Annotated in this window: 15 protein-coding genes; 3 read left to right on the top strand and 12 right to left on the bottom strand. The window is 43.6% G+C overall.

From position 1 onward, the window contains the following. Positions 1 to 59: 59 nt before the first annotated feature. Positions 60 to 1040, top strand: coding sequence for a Gfo/Idh/MocA family protein (locus HMPREF2893_RS01695; RefSeq protein ID WP_070673988.1), 981 nt, complete (start codon positions 60 to 62; stop codon positions 1038 to 1040). After that, complete coding sequence (locus HMPREF2893_RS01690; RefSeq protein WP_070673899.1) at positions 1037 to 2122, top strand: DEAD/DEAH box helicase; 1086 nt, start codon at positions 1037 to 1039, stop codon at positions 2120 to 2122. Before HMPREF2893_RS01695 ends, HMPREF2893_RS01690 begins: the two co-directional genes overlap by 4 nt. A 42-nt stretch (positions 2123 to 2164) precedes the next feature. Here HMPREF2893_RS01690 and HMPREF2893_RS01685 read toward each other — a convergent pair whose 3' ends face one another. The 5 genes from HMPREF2893_RS01685 to HMPREF2893_RS01665 form a co-directional block, all read right to left on the bottom strand. Continuing rightward, entirely contained in the window at positions 2165 to 3547 is a 1383-nt protein-coding gene (locus tag HMPREF2893_RS01685; RefSeq protein WP_070673898.1) for a polysaccharide deacetylase family protein, read from the bottom strand. A gap of 110 nt (positions 3548 to 3657) precedes the next feature. Continuing rightward, a complete protein-coding gene (locus HMPREF2893_RS01680; RefSeq protein WP_070673897.1) occupies positions 3658 to 4038 on the bottom strand; it encodes a lactoylglutathione lyase in 381 nt (126 codons plus the stop codon). Between the two features lie 32 nt (positions 4039 to 4070). Beyond that, the gene (locus tag HMPREF2893_RS01675; RefSeq protein ID WP_070673896.1) at positions 4071 to 5429 is read right to left on the bottom strand and encodes a sensor histidine kinase; all 1359 of its coding nucleotides are present in this window, start codon (positions 5427 to 5429) and stop codon (positions 4071 to 4073) included. Beyond that, on the bottom strand, positions 5413 to 6093 hold the full coding sequence (locus tag HMPREF2893_RS01670; protein ID WP_003011876.1) for a response regulator transcription factor: 681 nt from the start codon (positions 6091 to 6093) through the stop codon (positions 5413 to 5415). Before HMPREF2893_RS01670 ends, HMPREF2893_RS01675 begins: the two co-directional genes overlap by 17 nt. Before the next feature lie 135 nt (positions 6094 to 6228). Beyond that, entirely contained in the window at positions 6229 to 6768 is a 540-nt protein-coding gene (locus tag HMPREF2893_RS01665) for a hypothetical protein (RefSeq protein ID WP_070673895.1), read from the bottom strand. A gap of 205 nt (positions 6769 to 6973) precedes the next feature. On the opposite strand from HMPREF2893_RS01665, the gene HMPREF2893_RS01660 reads away from it, so the two are divergent. Beyond that, positions 6974 to 7507 (top strand): biotin transporter BioY, encoded by a 534-nt coding sequence (locus HMPREF2893_RS01660; protein ID WP_070673894.1) that lies wholly within the window; start codon positions 6974 to 6976, stop codon positions 7505 to 7507. A 56-nt stretch (positions 7508 to 7563) separates the two neighbouring features. Here the strand turns inward: HMPREF2893_RS01660 and HMPREF2893_RS01655 are convergent, their stop codons facing one another. From HMPREF2893_RS01655 to HMPREF2893_RS01625, 7 genes are all read right to left on the bottom strand, one after another. After that, positions 7564 to 10107, bottom strand: coding sequence for a M1 family metallopeptidase (locus tag HMPREF2893_RS01655; RefSeq protein WP_049474793.1), 2544 nt, complete (start codon positions 10105 to 10107; stop codon positions 7564 to 7566). Between the two features lie 130 nt (positions 10108 to 10237). Then, on the bottom strand, positions 10238 to 10891 hold the full coding sequence (phoU, locus tag HMPREF2893_RS01650; RefSeq protein WP_003006603.1) for a phosphate signaling complex protein PhoU: 654 nt from the start codon (positions 10889 to 10891) through the stop codon (positions 10238 to 10240). 12 nt (positions 10892 to 10903) lie between these two features. Then, positions 10904 to 11662, bottom strand: a complete 759-nt coding sequence (pstB, locus tag HMPREF2893_RS01645; RefSeq protein WP_003003393.1) for a phosphate ABC transporter ATP-binding protein PstB — start codon at positions 11660 to 11662, stop codon at positions 10904 to 10906. A 29-nt stretch (positions 11663 to 11691) separates the two neighbouring features. After that, entirely contained in the window at positions 11692 to 12495 is an 804-nt protein-coding gene (gene pstB, locus HMPREF2893_RS01640; RefSeq protein WP_003011874.1) for a phosphate ABC transporter ATP-binding protein PstB, read from the bottom strand. 10 nt (positions 12496 to 12505) lie between these two features. Then, entirely contained in the window at positions 12506 to 13390 is an 885-nt protein-coding gene (gene pstA, locus HMPREF2893_RS01635; protein ID WP_003006597.1) for a phosphate ABC transporter permease PstA, read from the bottom strand. Beyond that, a complete protein-coding gene (gene pstC / locus HMPREF2893_RS01630) occupies positions 13380 to 14291 on the bottom strand; it encodes a phosphate ABC transporter permease subunit PstC (protein WP_003003307.1) in 912 nt (303 codons plus the stop codon). The genes pstA and pstC overlap by 11 nt, the downstream gene beginning before the upstream one ends. A 16-nt stretch (positions 14292 to 14307) precedes the next feature. Continuing rightward, a complete protein-coding gene (locus HMPREF2893_RS01625) occupies positions 14308 to 15174 on the bottom strand; it encodes a phosphate ABC transporter substrate-binding protein PstS family protein (protein WP_049474794.1) in 867 nt (288 codons plus the stop codon). Positions 15175 to 15201: the final 27 nt, after the last annotated feature.

Genomic DNA, 15201 nt, shown 5'->3' with positions numbered 1-15201 from the left:
ACTGTCCCCTCCCCCTTTTCATGGTATAATAGAGTGAATCGATGACGGAAGGACACCTTATGTTAAAGCTGGGAATTATTGGTACGAGTTGGATTTCACATGAATTTATTACAGCTGCTCATCAGACGGGCCACTATCACTTGCAGGCTGTGTATTCGAGAAAGATGAAGACTGCTCAAGAGTTTTGTGAGCCTTATGGAGCAATCTCTTGCTACACGGATTTCATTGACTTCTTAGACAGTGAACTGGATGTGGTCTACATTGCTAGCCCCAATTCTCTTCACTTCGATCAGGCCAAGCTTGCTATTCTGGCCAAGAAGCATGTCATCATTGAAAAACCGGCCGTGACCACCCCTTCTGAATGGAAGGAGCTGGTCAAGCTCGCTAATGAGCACCAGGTCTATCTCTTTGAAGCTGCCAGAAATTACCAAGAAGCAGCCTTTCAAGTAATTAAAGACTTCCTCTCTAACCAGGAAATACTGGGCGCCAACTTCACCTTTGCCAAATATTCTTCCAAATTGCCAGCCCTTCTTGCAGGTGAGATTCCTAATATTTTCTCAGATGTCTATGCAGGTGGAGCCTTGATGGATCTGGGAGTCTACTGCCTCTACTTGGCGATTGGCTTCTTTGGAGACCCCATCTCCAGTCACTACACCGCTCAGCAATTACCCAATTCGGTTGATCTCTATGGTCAAGGTGTCTTGATTTATCCAGATTTTCAGGTTGCTATTCAGGCAGGAAAAAATATCACCAGCCATCTACCTGCTGAAATCTACACCAAGACTGGAACACTAACTCTCAATGCTGTAACAGCCATTAACCAGGCCCGCTTCGTCAGCCATTCTGGGGAGGTTATCGACCTTCCGATCCAGCCCTGCCCACACCAAATGCAAGAAGAGGCCGAAGCCTTTTCCCTTGCCATCGCTCATCAAAAGCCGTCTGCTTATCTTGAATGGTTACAAACAGCTGAGCAGGTCCATAAAACCCTCTACCAGATGCGTCAAAGCGCTGGAATACAATTTAAGGATGAAAAAGAATGAAAGAACAATTTCCACAAAGCTGGAAAGACCAGTTAGAAACACTCGGATTTGATACATTCACTGAAATTCAGGAACAGATCTTCTCCCCTATCTATGAAGGAGAAAATGTCCTTGGGATTAGTCCTACCGGTACTGGTAAGACACTCGCCTATCTCTTTCCGAGCTTGCTCAAACTTAAACCGAAGAAGGCCCAACAACTCTTGATTTTGGCTCCTAACACAGAGTTAGCAGGACAAATTTTTGATGTCACCAAACAATGGGCAGAGCCTCTCGGTTTCCAGACACAACTCTTCCTTTCAGGATCTAGTCAAAAACGGCAAATCGAACGCCTCAAAAAAGGACCCGAAATCCTGGTTGGGACACCTGGTCGGATCTTTGAACTGATCAAGCTGAAAAAGATCAAAATGATGAATGTGGAAACCATCATTTTAGATGAATTCGACCAATTACTGAGCGATTCTCAGTACCACTTCGTCGACAAGATCAGCCACTATGCTCCCCGTGACCACCAATATATCTACATGAGCGCCACAGCCAAGGTCGATCCAGACCAGCTAGAGGAAAATACTCTTCGTGTTACGGTTGATGGAGTTTCTTTGGACAATATCCAACATTTTTATATGCAAGTGGATCAGCGGGACAAGGTTGAATTGCTCCGCAAACTCGCCTACGTCGAAGATTTTCGTGGTCTGGCTTTTTTCAATAGCCTGTCTGATCTGGGTAGTGCTGAAGAAAAACTACAATACCGTGGTGTTGAGGCCGTATCGCTCGCAAGCGATGTCAATGTCAAATACCGCAAGGTCATTCTGGAACGCTTCAAAGACCATCAGCTGACCCTCTTGCTGGCCACCGATTTAGTCGCTCGTGGAATCGACATTGAACATCTTGAGTGTGTGATTAACTACGATATTCCTCGTGATGTGGAGACCTATACCCACCGTGCCGGTCGAACAGGACGAATGGGGCGTGAGGGCTATGTAATCACCTTTATCACCCACCCAGAAGAACTCAAATCCTTAAAAAAATACGCTTCTGTACGTGAACTGGTTTTAAAAAATTCTCAACTCTTTTTAAATGAATAAGAAAATCCTCTGCTAGTGAATGAACTGCAGAGGATTTTTACGTTAATTTCCATTGTAATAAATGCGATGACTTTCAAGTTGATAATCCAACAATTCATCCACCGTTACAAAGGTATAGCCTTGTGATTTGAGGTAGTCAAGGACGGTCGGTAGAGCGTCAATCGTGGTTTGATGGATATCATGCATGAGGATAATCGAACCCGGTTTGACTTCTTTTTTCACTTCATTGAGAATAGCCGTCGTATTATGCGTCTTCCAATCTAGGCTATCCACATCCCACATGATGAAGGATTGGTCGACACCGTATTGGATGGCACTATTGATGGCTCCATACGGAGGACGGGTAATCTTGGTCTGCACACCTGTCGCTTTTTGAATAGCTTCTTGGGTATCCAAGATCTCTTTTTTAGCATTATCCAAGCTCAATTTTGGCAACTGAGGATGATCCCAGGTATGGTTCCCGATTTGATGACCTTCTTTGCGGACTTGCTTAGCAATATCCGGATTCGCGCTGACATTTTTTCCAACCATAAAGAAGGTAGCTTTAGCATTGTATTTCTTTAAGATGGCCAGCGCCTGAGGAGTCGTGGTTGGATCTGGTCCATCATCAAAGGTCAGGGCAATCATCTTACGGTGGCGTTCTTCTATATAGGATTCGTAAGAAGCTAGATCATCAGGAAGCAAGCGCTCTGTATCAATCACGTCGTAGAATTTAGACAAGGGAACAGTAAAGGTATCGTCTCCCTTAACCTTGGTTGGAAATGGAATAGTGAAAATTCCTTTTTCATATTGGAATTCCCATTGGCTCAAATCCAACTCTGAGAAGTGGGCAACCATTTGATCAATGCTTTCCTCATCCAGCTGACGAAAGGCTAGATTCCCCCGTAATTCCTCCAAAAAGATCTGTTTGGCTCCATCTGGATCCGCAAAAACCTGGCTGAGGGTCAAAGGGTTACTATCATCATCCAAGTAAAAGAGGGGCAACTTCACCGTCTCATCTTTGATGAATTTCCCTTTTTTGTACTGGTATTCAGCCCGTTTGATTTGGATAGGGTGATAACCAACAAAAGGCGCTTCTGCTTCTTCACTATGGTAGAAGGTCAAATGCTTTGGTTCTTTGGTTTTTTCATCGGATCCTAGACGCTGAAGGTCTTCTTGGATCTTCTCTTTCACAATCTCAACAGGCTGTCCATCTTTAGTAGGATAATAAGCCGTCACATAAGAAGTTCCTAAAATCCCTTCCTGAACTTGAACATCTTTCCCTTTTTCAGAGTTTTTCTCTAGTTGGGTGACCTTGGCAAACTGATCCTGATAGGCTTTTTGTTCACGAACCCTTTGAATCTTTTGATAGCCAATATACAAAAGACTCAGTAAAAGGAGATTTGTAATGATTAATAAAATAGTTTTCGTGTGTTTGAATCTCATAACTTTATTATAGCAAATTTCTCTCGAAAAAACATTCCTTTTTTGTAAATGGTTTCATAAAAAAGAGGGCGACTGTCGTAGCCGACAGCGGCCCTTGTTTTTAGTCCCTCTTATTTTAAGCGAATGACTTCTACCTTATACCCATCCGGATCTACAACGAAATAGTAATTCGGTTGCGTCCCTGGAAGACCTTTTGGTTCTGTCACTTCATAGCCTTTAGCCTTGTGTTCCGCATTCAAACCTTCTAGATCAGGAGTACTCAAGGCAACGTGAGCATAGCCATCTCCGATGACATATGGACCATGATCATAATTGTAAGTCAATTCCAGCTCATAGTCATCTCCAGGCAAGGCCAAATAAACAATCGTGAACTTGTAGTCTGGGAAATCTTTCCGACGTTTTTCTTCAAAACCAAAAGCATCTTGGTAAAAAGCGATTGATTTTTCTAAGTTTTCCACACGAAGGCAAGTGTGCAACATTTTTGAACTCATAGGTATTCCTCTTTTCTATTTTTAAAAAATTATCAACGATTTTTTTTACGACTTTCCGTCTTAATGGATAATTTCACTTCAAAGATGGTCCCTTTTGGTTTATTATCTTTGACTTGAATGGCCCCTTTGAAGGCTTCTACAATCTGCTTAGCGAGGGATAACCCCAAACCAAATCCACCTTTTTGACGGGTTCTGGCCTTGTCCACGCGGTAAAAACGATCAAAGATCCGTTTCTTATCCTCATCTCGAATCCCTGGACCATTATCCAGCACCCTCAGAAGTAGATTTTTGTCCTTCAACTGGACTTCAAATTGGATCTCGCCATCTTCATCGGTGTACTTCAAGGCATTGTCATAGAGAATGGTCATCAATTGCTTGAGGAGCGTTCTATCAGAACAAATGACTTTGTCCACCTGATTGTCTCCTTGGAAGAGTTTGCCATTTTCTTCCGCAATGATCTCAAAATTGGAGAAGGTCTGATCGAAAAAGCTTGGTTCGATATCTTCCATCTCCGGCTTCAAGCCGTCATCTCTTCGGGCAATGTTAAGAAGGTTAGTGGTTAAGAGCTTCATATTTCGAACTTCATCCAAGCTGGATGCAATATTCTCACTCGATTCCATAATGGTCGCTTCAGGCTTTCTAAAAAGCGTTTCGAGGCGATTTTGCAGAACTGCTAAAGGCGTCCGCAACTCATGGGAAGCATTTTCCACGAAAGCCTTTTGTTTTTGCATACTCTCAAGAAGGGGCTTGACGCTGAGACGTGCTAGGAAGAGACTAGCGAATAAGGAGATTCCCCAGAAGCAGATCATGATGAGGGCGATTTGACTTTCGTGCTCTTCACTGGTCTGCTCTAGCTGACTGATATTGGTCATGACAACCGCATACTTGATGTCACTATCACTTTCATCATCAGATAAACTCAACTCTGCCATATAGGCCCGGTAACTTTCTTTTTTCCCATAGCTATTTGTAATTTGAAGCTGGGAAACCTTGTTGAGGAGCTTTCGACCAAACGTCACCGTTTTGAAGTTTAAAAACCCATTACCGGTTGTCAAGTTTTCATATTTTTTATTGAGCAAAACAACAGTGGTATTGGATGTGACATCCCCTTTAGGTTCTGATTTATCATGATCTGGGATCATCATCTCATGATCATTATCATCTCCTTTGGTATTTGACTGTCGCTGATCTCGATAAGCAATCGCTACAAGTGAGTAGGGATCCTGACTGAGAGTCTTGAGATTCTCATCAACCGTTGTATAGAGACTCGAGCGCATGACCTGAATGATAATCAAGGTCATGGCCGAGAATATCAAGGTAAAGAGCCCAAAATATCGGATGAAGTAGGAAAAATCATCTTCCCCGACGGTTTTCTTAATTCTGGTTAGCATCTTTTAAGATATACCCCACACTGCGCAATGTTTGCAAGTTCTCAACGAAATCAGTACCTTTTAATTTCTTACGGATTTTTGAAACATAGACTTCAACCACTGAGATGGTTGTGTCACTATCAAAGCCCCAGAGACGATCGAAGATCTGGGTCTTTGGAAGGATGACATTTTGGTTTTGAAGGAAGTAGACCAGAAGATCAAATTCCTTCCCAAGAAGTTCCACTTCCTTATCGTCCACGTAAGTCGAATTAGTGGATAAATTGACCTTCAAATTGCCATAATTGAGGGTGTTTTCATTGACCTTTCCTGAGCGCTTCAAGAGGGCTTGAATCCGCATCTTAAGTTCTTCAAGATAGAAAGGCTTGGTGAGGTAATCGTCTGCTCCTAGCTCAAAGCCGTGTCCCTTGTCATCCAGACTTTCTTTAGCTGTCATAATCAAAACAGGGGTTGTCACGCCTTTTTCACGCAATTCTTTCAAGACATGGAAACCGTCTTTTTCAGGAAGCATGAGGTCCAGCAAAATCAAATCATAGATCCCGCTTTCTGCTTCGTAGAGACCTTCTTCTCCGTCAAAGACCTGCATGACATCCGCAAAATCATCTAAAAAATCAAATACTGAATTTGATAAACCAAGGTCATCTTCGACCAATAGAATTTTAATCATCGTCGTATCCTCTTCTCTTTCGTGAGTGAGTCTTTCTAATCTATTCTTAACCATTATAACACGACTTGCCTTCATTTCCTATAGTTTAGAACCTGGTTTTATGATCAAATTCAGCCTGCCTGAGGAAGGCTAATTCTATGAGTTTGTCGTGTTTTCTTTCTTACTTTGACTGTCACTCGTCTTGTTTTTATTTTTTGAATTCTTCTTATTGGACTTTTTAGAGGACCCCTGGTTCCCTTCTTGTCCGCCAGATTGGTTCATGCCATTATCTGGACCATTCCCTTGTGGGCCACCATTGCCTTCTTGTGGCATTTGACCCGGACCGCCACCTTGTGGGCCGCCTTGTCCTTGACCACCACCTTGAGGACCACCGCCTTGGTGGCCCCCATCCTGTGGGCCACCATTTTGCTGGTTCCCTTGTGAAGCATGGCCATTTTGACTATTTTGTTGCTGATTAGATCCTTGGTTCTGACCTGTTTGGACCGGTTGAGAAAATTGTTGGTTATTGGAGGATTGAGAGGCGATGACTCCGACACCAAAGCCACTTCCAGCACCGACCAACAATCCACCAACTGCTGCCATGCCAATCCACCACTTAGGACTTCGTTTTAGGACAACCATTTTTTCTTTGGATTCTTGCGTTTCGACTACTTGTTTTGTTTCTTTTTGATTCATTTTTTTACCTTTTATCTTTTTGTACAAGTACTTATCTTTTAAAATTTAAAGGGAGCTCGATCCTTTAGTAAGGCGATTATACTTTAGGAGTCTTAAGCCTGCCTAAATTTTTACTTAAAAAATCCTAAAACAAGTGTGGGCTATTGACAGGTTGAGCCTCTTATTGTAGAATAGTTACCATAAAATAAATAAGAGGTTAACTGTTATGAAGAAAATCTTTCCCTTAGTACTCATCTCCATTGGAGTGGCCATGATCTCCGTCCTATCTCAATTCACCATTCCATTTGGTCCAATTCCTTTGACCCTACAGACACTCATGATCGGGATCATCGGGACCATCTATAAACCCAGCCATGCCTTTGTCACAGTCTGCCTCTACCTGCTTTTAGGCTTCTTAGGTTTTCCAGTATTTGCCGGAGGTGCTGGTGGTGCTTCGCATTTCCTTGGTCCTACTGCTGGTTTCCTCCTCTTCTTCCCATTCCGAGCATGGATCACGTCTCTGTTCACGAGTGCTAAATCCAGCCTTGTCACTATCTTTTTGGCCAATCTCCTCAGTAGTGCTCTCCTCTTTGTATCCGGAGCTATCGGCTTTATGCTGATCACGCATACTGATCTCCAAAAAGCATTTGCTTTGGTCGTTGCTCCCTTTATCCTTGCTGACCTCATCAAACTGGTCATCATCACGATCACCAGCAAGGCGATTTTTGCCAGCCTCAAACACCACTGGTATTTCAAATAAGATACAAAGTCCACTAAAAAATCGATACAGAAATTTCTGTATCGATTTTTTTAAATCTATTTTGTCGCAAGGATAGCGGCTTCTACTGCTGCCTTTTCCCGTTGGATCAAATCCACACGTGCTGCGATCTCCTTGATACCCATGCTGATGTTTCGGCTGATCGCCATATCATCCAATTGAGGCTCAAAGAAGGCCTTGTATTCATTCAAGCGTTCACGGGTCTTGAAACAGTTAGCTGGGTAGATGACAAACTTATCAAAGCTCATATCACCACCGAGGGCTTTCTTGATCCAATCCCAGTTTTCACGCGCCCAAGTCCAAGTTCTACCTTGGGTAAAGTCATCATGCAAGAAGTTGTAGTACCAGCTCATAGCCAAATCCTGAGGTTTCACCACATCCTTGTTCTTCCACTCCTTCAATAGAGCTTCCAAAGTTTCCTCATCCTTGGTATAAGAAAGTGCAGCCGCCAATTGGCGTTTAAAGTTTCCATCCACTGTCTTCACATAGGTATCTAGGTATTGTTGGCTAAGCTCCTTGGTTTCCTGGTGCTTGATTTGGTTGACCAAGATTTGCAAGCGAATGGCAGCTGGAAGTTTTTCCAAGTCATCTGCATGCGCTTCAAAGATAGCGCTCGCTTGAGCTTGTGCTGCTTCATCATTGGCCTTAATCATGTTAGCAATCATTAGCTGACGAACTTTTTCGTCTTCTTCTGTTTCACCAGGCTTAGCCTCCAGACCCAAGCGTTCAAAGTTGTAACGGTTCAAACGTTTCAACAACTCATGGAAGGCCACTTCTGTTTCAGTTCCCTCATCCACAAAGAGACTGATTCCGGCTAAGACGCTCGAAACAGCTGAAACAACCAAGTAGGAACTTTCTTCTGTCAAGTGTTCAATCACTGGCAAAAGGCTTGCATAAGAAATTTGACCGCTTTCCGCTAAGAGACGGCGTTCTTGAACCACTTGCAATTTCGAAGTGCTATCCAAGCTAGCAAGTTCAGCAAGGATGTCTTCCAACAATTCCCCACGGTAATCACTGATATAATGAGCCGTATTTTCTGTATTGAAGCGAAGAGCTCCGGTATTAGCTTGTTTCAAGGCACTATAGTTTGGAATTTCTAAGACTTCTGTTTCCAAAGTATCTGGAATACCTGTCCAGTTGCTGTTCAAAGGAACAACCCACTTGCGACCTTTTTCTTCTCTTTCTCCGATGAAGAACTGCTCTTGACGGATGATCAAGGTATCGTTTTCCACAGAAGCTGAAACAACAGGGTATCCTGGTTGCTCCAACCAAGAATCCATAAAGGCTGCGACATCACGACCTGAAGCTTGCCCAAGAGCATCCCAAAGGTCACGACCGATAGTATTGCCGTATTGGTGTTTTTCAAAGTAGATCTTCAACCCTTTACGGAAGGCGTCATCGCCTAACCAGCGGCGAAGCATGTGCATGAGACGGCTCCCCTTGGCGTAAACGATTGCTGGGTCAAAGAGGGTGTTGATCTCATCAGGGTGTTTGACTTCCACATGGACGGATTGAACGCCATCTGTAGCATCGCGTTTCAAGGCAGCAGGCACACCGGTTGTTTGGAAGTCTTCGAAGATATTCCAGCTTGGTTCGATAGCATCTAAGCTGACATATTCCATCATATTGGCAAAACTTTCATTCAACCAGAGGTCATCCCACCATTTCATGGTCACGAGGTTTCCGAACCATTGGTGAGCCAATTCGTGAGCCACCACCAAGGCCACTGTTTGACGGCTTTGGGCAGTCGAGTTTTCATCTACAAGGAGATAAACTTCACGGTAGGTTACCAAGCCCCAATTTTCCATCGCTCCTGAAGAGAAGTCTGGAAGAGCGATATGAAGGGATTGAGGGATTGGATACTTAACGCCATAGTAGTCTTCGTAGAATTCAATAGCACGAACGGCAATATCTAATGAGAAGTCCAAATTTTCTAATGGGTGAGCTTTTGTTGAGTAGACTCCGACAAGGGTTCCATTCTTAGTCTTAGCTGTCACTCCTTGGAGGTCTCCAGCCGCAAAGGCCAAGAGGTAAGAAGACATGCGAGGAGTTGTGTCAAACTTCCAAATACCTGTTTCTTTACGGTTTTCCACATCAATTTCAGGCATGTTTGATAGGGCAATTTCACCTTCTTCTTGGTCAAATTTCAAAGAAAGATCAAATGTTGCTTTAGCTTCTGGCTCATCCACACTTGGGAAGGCTTCACGCGCAAAATGGCTCTCAAACTGAGTAGAGAGGACTTCCTTCTTCACACCATCAATACTGTAGTAAGATGGGTAAATCCCTGTCATATTGTCTGTGATCTTACCAGAATAGGTCAGAGTAACTGTCACTTGACCTGTGCTTTCCAATTCAACATAAACCGCTTCATTGGCATCATCAACCGTAAATGGACGAGCTTGACCTGCTACTTCTACTGTTTCGATGGTCAAATCCTTTTGGTGAAGCGAGATCTTGTCCTCCTTGGCTTGACCTGTAATCACCACACGACCGCTAAAGGTCTTGGTTTTACGACTTAAATCCAAAAATACTTCATAATGTTCTGGAACGAATGTTTCTACAAAATGTGCAACTGCTTGCATAATTTCCTCCTTTAAATGTTTCACGCTTTTCCAATCAAAAGCCCTAATAAAACTATTTTATCACAAAGTTGGGATAAAAGAAAAGACAAGCATGACAATGCCTGTCTGATATCGAAAAGACTCCATGATCTTACATTTCGATAATTTTACCTGTTTCAAAGTAAACTACCCATTCACAGATATTTTTTGCATAATCTCCGATGCGTTCCAAGAAGTTGATCACTTGGAAATAATCACGACCCGTCACGATGGACTCTGGATTTTTCCGAATTTCTTCTGTTGCTAATTCTTGGATACTATCAAAATAATGGTTGATGACTTCATCTCGTGAAGCAACTTCATAGGCCAAATCCACATCACCTTTGAGGTAAACATCTAGTGTCGCTTCGACAAAATCTTTGACTTCACGGCCCATCTTGCTGATTTCTTCCTCAACAGATTGGATACGGACTTCCCCTTTCATGCGAATCGTTGCCTTGGCAATCGATACTGCGTGGTCCCCCATCCGCTCCAAGTCAGAAACTGCTTTTAAGACGGTCATCACGACACGAAGGTCTTGTGAAACCGGCTGTTGAAGGGCGATAATCTCAAAAGACTTACGCTCTAGCTTCACTTCGTATTCGTTGATCTCCGCATCATCTTCGATGACCTGACGGGCCAATTCACGGTCATGGGTCACGAAAGCACGAACCGTACGGTTGATCTGACTCAACACTTCATTTCCCATTGCATAAAACTGGTTATGCAACTTCTCTAAATCTTCTTCAAATTGAACTCGTAACATTTTATTTTCTTCCTATCCAAATTTACCAGAGACATAGTCTTCTGTTTCTTTCTTAGCTGGGTTCAAGAACATTTCATTGGTATCATTGTACTCGATCAAATCCCCATCCAAGAAAAAGGCAGTTTTATCGGAAATCCGACTTGCTTGTTGCATGGAACGTGTCACCAAGAGCATGGTGTAGCGGTCTTTTAGTCCATACAAGGTTTCTTCAATCTTCCCAGCTGAAATTGGATCCAGCGCTGAAGTTGGCTCATCCAAAAGAATAATCTTTGGACTGGTCGCAAGGACCCGCGCCACACAGACCCGCTGTTGCTGACCACCAGAAAGTCCGATAGCTGAATCATGCAAGCGATCCTTGACTTCATCCCAGATGGATGCGCGTTTCAAAGAGGTTTCAACTGCTTCGTCCAAGACAGCCTTGTCCTTGACACCATTAATCATCAAGCCATAGGTCACATTATCATAAATGGACATTGGGAAAGGATTGGGCTGTTGGAAGACCATTCCGATTTCCTTACGCAATTCGACCGTATCGGTCCGCGGTCCGTAGATATTATGTCCATTGTAGAGGATAGTTCCTGTAGTGGTGACCTCATGGTTGAGGTCGCCCATGCGGTTAATGGCTTTTAAAAGGGTAGATTTCCCTGATCCTGAAGGACCAATCAAGGCTGTAATCTCCTTTGGAGCAAAGTCCAAGGAGACGCTATTTAGAGCCTTCTTTTTATTGTAATAAACCGACAAGTCCTTGACTTGCAAAATTGGTTCTGTCATTCTATTTTCCTTTTTGTTGTCATTTTACTTTATCCAAAGTGACCCGATACATAATCGTTGGTCGATTGCAATTTCGCATTTTGGAAAATATTCGAAGTCTTATCGTACTCGATGAGGTTTCCTAGGTAGAAGAAACCGGTATAATCGCTAGCACGGGCTGCTTGTTGCATGCTGTGGGTCACGATGACAATGGTATAATTCTTCTTCAACTCAAGCATGGTTTCTTCTAATTGCGCTGTTGCGATCGGATCAAGCGCTGAAGCTGGCTCATCCATGAGTAAGATATCTGGCTTCACAGAGATGGCCCGCGCGATACAAAGTCGTTGCTGTTGGCCACCTGAAAGTGTCAAGGCTGATTTATGAAGGTCATCCTTGACCTGATCCCACAGAGCTGCCTGTTTCAAAGAAGTTTCGACCAATTCGTCCAAGATCTTCTTGTCTTTCACCCCAGCGCGTTCATGCGGGAAGGTGATGTTTTTATAAATCGATTTGGCAAAAGGATTGGGCCGTTGGAAAACCATCCCAATATGCTTACGCATTTCATAAACATTGATATCTGGACGATTGACATCGATTCCTTCATACCAAATTTCACCCGTTACACGCGCAATATCAATGGTATCGTTCATCCGGTTCAAACTACGAAGGTAGGTTGATTTTCCAGATCCTGAAGGACCGATCAAGGCTGTAATCTTATTCTTTTCAAACTGCATGTCAACGCCTTTGATGGACTCGTTCGTTCCATAATAGACATGCAAATCTTTGGTCGATAGGACCACCTTTTCTTCAGGAAAAGTAATGATGTGTCTCTCATCCCAATTGTATTTTGACATTTCTTCTCCTTTAAGCAGATGTTAGTTTTTTATGGAGGTAACTTCCGAGTTTGCGCGCTCCAAAGTTAAAGATCAAGATAAAGATCAAAAGAACGGCGGCAGAACCGGCTGAGACTTCGATCGAGTCTGGAATAGTTCCTTCACTGTTGACCTTCCAGATATGAACAGCCAAGGTTTCAGCCTGACGGAAGATCGAAATCGGGCTGGTCACACTAAAGATATTCCAGTTTGACCAATCAAGGGCTGGAGCCGATTGACCTGCTGTATAGATCAAGGCAGCAGCTTCCCCAAAGATCCGTCCTGAAGCTAAGACGACCCCAGTGATAATACTTGGAAGAGCTTCTGGTACCACGACATGAATCACAGTTTCCCAGCGAGACAAGCCCAATGCTAGACCTGCTTCGCGCTGTGTATGGTGAACGTGCTGCAAGCTATCTTCGATATTGCGGGTCATCTGTGGCAGGTTAAAGACGGTCAAGGCCAAGGCCCCTGAAATGATCGAAAATCCGTATTTGAACTGGACAACGAAGACCAGGTAACCAAAGAGACCTACAACGACAGATGGCAAAGAAGACAAGATCTCAATACAGGTACGAACCAAATTGGTCAAGCGACCTTTTTTTGCGTACTCAGAGAGGTAAATCCCAGCCCCAAGAGAAAGTGGGAAGGAAATCACCAAGGTAATGACCAAGAGGAAGAAGGAATTATACAATTGAATTCCGATCCCTCCTCCTGCTTGGTAAGAAGAAGATTTCCCAGTCAAGAAGTGCCAGGATACATGGGGCAAGCCACGGACCAAGATATAAAGGATCAATGAGGCAAGAATCGCAACGATGATCCCTGAAATAGCATACAGCACTCCTGTTGCAATTTTATCCATTCGTTTAGCGTGCATAGTTCTTCTTACCTCTTTCTTTCGTAATCAGTTTAATCACACTGTTAAAGGCAAGACTCATGAGGAGCAATACCAAGGCGAGTGACCAAAGAACATTGTTATTGACCGTACCCATGACGGTATTTCCGATTCCCATGGTCAAAATAGAGGTGAGGGTGGAAGCTGGTGTAGTGAGTGAGGTTGGCACCACTGCCGAGTTTCCGACCACCATCTGGATAGCCAAGGCTTCCCCGAAGGCACGTGCCATACCAAAGACAACCGCTGTAAAGATTCCAGAGCGGGCTGCCTTGAGCGTGACATGCCAAATGGTTTGCCAGCGTGTCGCACCCATGGCCATACTAGCTTCCCGATAATGACGGGGCACAGCTCGGAGGCTATCGGTCGTCATAAAGGTGACAGTTGGCAGGATCATAACAAAGAGGACAAAGACCCCTGAGAGAATCCCAAAACCGGTCCCTCCAAAGAGACTACGCGTAAATGGAACGACCACTTGAAGGCCAATGAATCCGTAAACAACTGAAGGAATCCCCACTAAGAGCTCAATCGCTGGTTGCAAGAAACGAGCTCCTTTGGGGGAGACTTCTGTCATGAAAACTGCTGCACCAATGGCAAACGGCGTTGCCAAGAGGGCAGAAAGCAAGGTTACAATAAAGGAACCTAGAATCATTGGTAGGGCTCCGAATTCCTTTGCAGCAGGATTCCAAGTACTCCCAAATAGAAAACTAAAGATATTGACTTTATTGACAAAGAAAGTCGATAAACCTTTTTGGGCCACGAAAATCAAAATCATGGCAACGACGACAACAATCAAACTCATACATAAAAAAGTAATGGTTTTCCCAAATTTTTCTAGGCGGGAGTTTTTTGATTTCGTCAGCATTTTTTTTGCTACTTCGTTCATTTTTTACCTAATTCTTTTATTTTTTTGACACATTCCCTTTTAAATCACGGGTGACTTTCATGTCATTGATCGGGATATAACCCATCTTACCAACAACCTTTTGCTGAACCTCATCGGTCATCATGTAGTCAATGAATTTTTTAGACAACTCATTGGGTTTTCCTTTGGTATACATGTGTTCGTAGGACCAGATTGGCCAGTTATTGTTGACAACATTGGCTTTGGTTGGTTGATAGCCATTAAGCTTCATGGTTTTGACACTGCTATCCAAATAGGTAAAGGCTAGATAAGAGATGGCTCCTGGCGTTTGAGAAACGATGTTTTTCACCATTCCATTAGAGTCTTGCTCTTGAGCCTGCTTGGGTTGTTTGCCATCCATGATAATGGCATCAAAGACAGCTCGGCTACCAGAACCAACCGCCCGGTTCACAATCGTGATTTCAAGATCTGGACCTCCCAATTGCTTCCAGTTGGTATATTCACCCGTAAAGATCTTTCGCAATTGCTCCGTTGTCAAATTGTCGATTGAGATATTTTTATTGGCAATGATGGCTGTTCCTGCTACGGCTACCTGATGGTCGACCAGACTAGAGGCATCGATCCCAGATTTTTCCTCTGCAAAGAGGTCACTATTTCCGATGTCCACAGCGCCTGATTGAACTTGTGAAAGTCCTGTACCAGAACCTCCTCCTTGTACATTTACAATCTTACCAGGATGTTCTTCAATGTAGCGATCTACTACTCCTTCAACCAAGGGTTGTAAGGCAGTCGATCCGACAGCAGTGATGGATTCTCCGCGATTGATCCAAGAAGCACAAGCAGATAAACTTCCTGCTAATGCGATCGTCGCTAGTCCTAGGATCAGCTTTTTAGACTTTTTCAAATCATGTCTCCTTGATATTCACTATTT

The sequence above is a fragment of the Streptococcus sp. HMSC072C09 genome, assembly GCF_001813105.1.
Lineage (GTDB): Bacteria > Bacillota > Bacilli > Lactobacillales > Streptococcaceae > Streptococcus.
Note: the sequence above shows the minus strand (reverse complement) of the source record. Positions and strands in the feature narration are given on the sequence as shown.

Bases quoted from the DNA above. Each gene is read 5' to 3' on its own strand.
- HMPREF2893_RS01695 (WP_070673988.1), top strand. From the start codon at position 60: ATGTTAAAGCTGGGAATTATTGGTACGAGTTGGATTTCACATGAATTT.
- HMPREF2893_RS01690 (WP_070673899.1), top strand. From the start codon at position 1,037: ATGAAAGAACAATTTCCACAAAGCTGGAAAGACCAGTTAGAAACACTC.
- HMPREF2893_RS01685 (WP_070673898.1), bottom strand. From the start codon at position 3,547: ATGAGATTCAAACACACGAAAACTATTTTATTAATCATTACAAATCTC.
- HMPREF2893_RS01680 (WP_070673897.1), bottom strand. From the start codon at position 4,038: ATGAGTTCAAAAATGTTGCACACTTGCCTTCGTGTGGAAAACTTAGAA.
- HMPREF2893_RS01675 (WP_070673896.1), bottom strand. From the start codon at position 5,429: ATGCTAACCAGAATTAAGAAAACCGTCGGGGAAGATGATTTTTCCTAC.
- HMPREF2893_RS01670 (WP_003011876.1), bottom strand. From the start codon at position 6,093: ATGATTAAAATTCTATTGGTCGAAGATGACCTTGGTTTATCAAATTCA.
- HMPREF2893_RS01665 (WP_070673895.1), bottom strand. From the start codon at position 6,768: ATGAATCAAAAAGAAACAAAACAAGTAGTCGAAACGCAAGAATCCAAA.
- HMPREF2893_RS01660 (WP_070673894.1), top strand. From the start codon at position 6,974: ATGAAGAAAATCTTTCCCTTAGTACTCATCTCCATTGGAGTGGCCATG.
- HMPREF2893_RS01655 (WP_049474793.1), bottom strand. From the start codon at position 10,107: ATGCAAGCAGTTGCACATTTTGTAGAAACATTCGTTCCAGAACATTAT.
- phoU (WP_003006603.1), bottom strand. From the start codon at position 10,891: ATGTTACGAGTTCAATTTGAAGAAGATTTAGAGAAGTTGCATAACCAG.
- pstB (WP_003003393.1), bottom strand. From the start codon at position 11,662: ATGACAGAACCAATTTTGCAAGTCAAGGACTTGTCGGTTTATTACAAT.
- pstB (WP_003011874.1), bottom strand. From the start codon at position 12,495: ATGTCAAAATACAATTGGGATGAGAGACACATCATTACTTTTCCTGAA.
- pstA (WP_003006597.1), bottom strand. From the start codon at position 13,390: ATGCACGCTAAACGAATGGATAAAATTGCAACAGGAGTGCTGTATGCT.
- pstC (WP_003003307.1), bottom strand. From the start codon at position 14,291: ATGAACGAAGTAGCAAAAAAAATGCTGACGAAATCAAAAAACTCCCGC.